Annotated in this window: 3 protein-coding genes and 1 pseudogene; 3 read left to right on the top strand and 1 reads right to left on the bottom strand. The window is 64.5% G+C overall.

Annotated elements, in window-relative coordinates; all coding sequences use genetic code 11:
* The 3 genes from QZY44_RS18810 to QZY44_RS18820 all read left to right on the top strand — a co-directional run.
* A partial coding sequence (locus QZY44_RS18810) for a TrbI/VirB10 family protein (RefSeq protein WP_295449745.1) occupies positions 1-309 on the top strand: 309 nt, incomplete at its 5' end.
* Positions 310-580: 271 nt separating this feature from the next.
* On the top strand, positions 581-949 hold the full coding sequence (locus QZY44_RS18815; protein WP_295390927.1) for a DNA-binding protein: 369 nt from the start codon (positions 581-583) through the stop codon (positions 947-949).
* Positions 946-1,368: an RES family NAD+ phosphorylase gene (locus QZY44_RS18820; RefSeq protein ID WP_295449747.1), complete on the top strand. Its 423-nt coding sequence runs from the start codon at positions 946-948 to the stop codon at positions 1,366-1,368. Before QZY44_RS18815 ends, QZY44_RS18820 begins: the two co-directional genes overlap by 4 nt.
* 156 nt (positions 1,369-1,524) lie before the next feature.
* Here QZY44_RS18820 and QZY44_RS18825 read toward each other — a convergent pair.
* Positions 1,525-1,947, bottom strand: a pseudogene (locus QZY44_RS18825) (hypothetical protein); the annotation flags it as partial.

The following is a 1,947-nucleotide window of genomic DNA, read 5'->3' on the forward strand; positions in this document are numbered from 1 at the left end:
AGCAAGCAGGGCGCCCTGCTCGCCAAGGCGTTGCAGGCCGGCTTCCTGACCGCGTTCTCCAAGGTGTTCACCCAGGTTCCGGCGACGTCATTCAGCAACGCCGCGACCAGCGGTCAGGTCCAGTTCCAGTCCATGTTCACCCCCCAGGCGGCCGAGGCCGGCTTTGCCGGTGGGGTCGGCGGGGCGATGGACAAGTTGGCCGACTATTACATGAAGATGGCCGAAAACACCTTCCCGGTCCTCGAAGTCGATGCGGGACGGGGGATTGAGCTGATCATCAACAAGGGCACGTCGCTCAAGTTGAAATGATGTCGACCCCGAAACCACGCATTCTGCTCGCCGTTCCCGACCCCACCCGGCAGCGCCTGGTGCGCACTGCGTTGTCGCGCGGTCGGGCGCTGGTCGCGACCGAGGAGTCGGGGGAGGCGGTGTCGATGGTTGCTTGGAATGGACGCCGATCGGCATCGTTCAGCAGGCGACTTACCCGTCGCGACAGGCCGCGGGACGGTCTGGGACTTGATCTGTGCCTGTACCGTGCGTAGAATGTGCATTTACGAAATGCCACCTCAGGTGCAACGCCATGGCCGCCATCTTCGCAGATGTACTCGAATCGACGCGGGAACCCGGGACGTCGCGGTTCTCTGCACCGGGCGTCGCCGACATCCTTGGCCTGCAGCAGCAGGATCTGGCCGAGCTGGCGGGGGTTCATCGCAACACCCTGCGCACCCACCCGGAATCGCCAAGACTGCAATCCGCACTGCGTGACCTGATGCGCGTGTTGTCGGCCGCCACGGCGGTACAGCCGGACCCACAACGCGCCATCTTCCTGGTCAAGAACGAACCCATTCCTGCGTTCCGTCACAAGTCCCTATTGCAACTGGTACAGGAAGGCCGGACCGAGGATGCGATCGGCTACCTTGAGTCAATCAGCACCGGGTTCGTCGGTTGATCCTCTTCGATCTACCCCCCGGAACCACGTTATTCCGGGCGCATACCCCACAGTGGGCCAGCCGGCCCACCAGCGGCGCAGGCGCGGCAACCCGAGGGGGGCGCTTCAACCGAGAAGGCGTCGAGGCGCTGTACCTATCGTTGGATGAGGTGACCGCCTTGCGCGAGTACCAGCAGACCTCACCCTTCCTTCCACCCTGCACGATGTGCTCGTACACCGTGGCGCTACGAGACCTGGTCGACCTGCGCCAACTCCACCACGGGGCGCCCTGGGACGAGCTATGGCACGACTGGCGTGAGGACTGGCGCCACCTGAAGTTCGCGCTGCATATCGAACCCCCAACGTGGGTTCTCGCCGATATGGTGCTGGCCCATGGCTACACCGGCATCCTCTTTCCGAGCCAGGCGCGCGAGGGCTGAGCCAACGTCGTGGTGTATTCAGACCGGCTCAAGGATGGCAACTCGGTCACCGTCAACGACCCCGCCGGGCAACTCCCCCGTGACCAGTCCAGTTGGACGCGCTGATGCCCTCCCGGGCGGCCGCTTTCCAGCCCGCCGTGAACGATTGCACATCGTTCAGTCGCGCTTGTTGAGGTCGGGCGTTCGGTCGTCTGTCTCGGGCAGACTTCGCCCCACCGATTCTCCCAACGCGGCCAGCCAAGCCTCGCTGTCGGGGCTGTCGATCACCGCGTCTGCGAGCGTCAGCAGCCGATCGAATTCGTCGATCCGCTCCATGAGCGGTCGGCTGTCGGCGGCGATCGCCGCTCCGAAGCGTTTCTTGACCTGAATCAATAGCATGTTGCAGCTCCCCTGCAACGCTTTGCGGCGCGCGCGCGACTTGGTCTCCTGCGGGTCGGGCCGCTCGTGGAACTGCCAAAAGCGATCCGCGGGCATCGCGTATTCGCGCTGTACTGTCTCCAACGCGGCCATTGCGATGTCCGATTCGCGGATGGTCTCGCGCAGCCGGTTAAGCTCCTCGCGCCGCCACTCGTCGTCGTC

Origin of the sequence: uncultured Thiodictyon sp., from assembly GCA_903837595.1 — a bacterium.
Taxonomy (GTDB): domain Bacteria; phylum Pseudomonadota; class Gammaproteobacteria; order Chromatiales; family Chromatiaceae; genus Thiodictyon.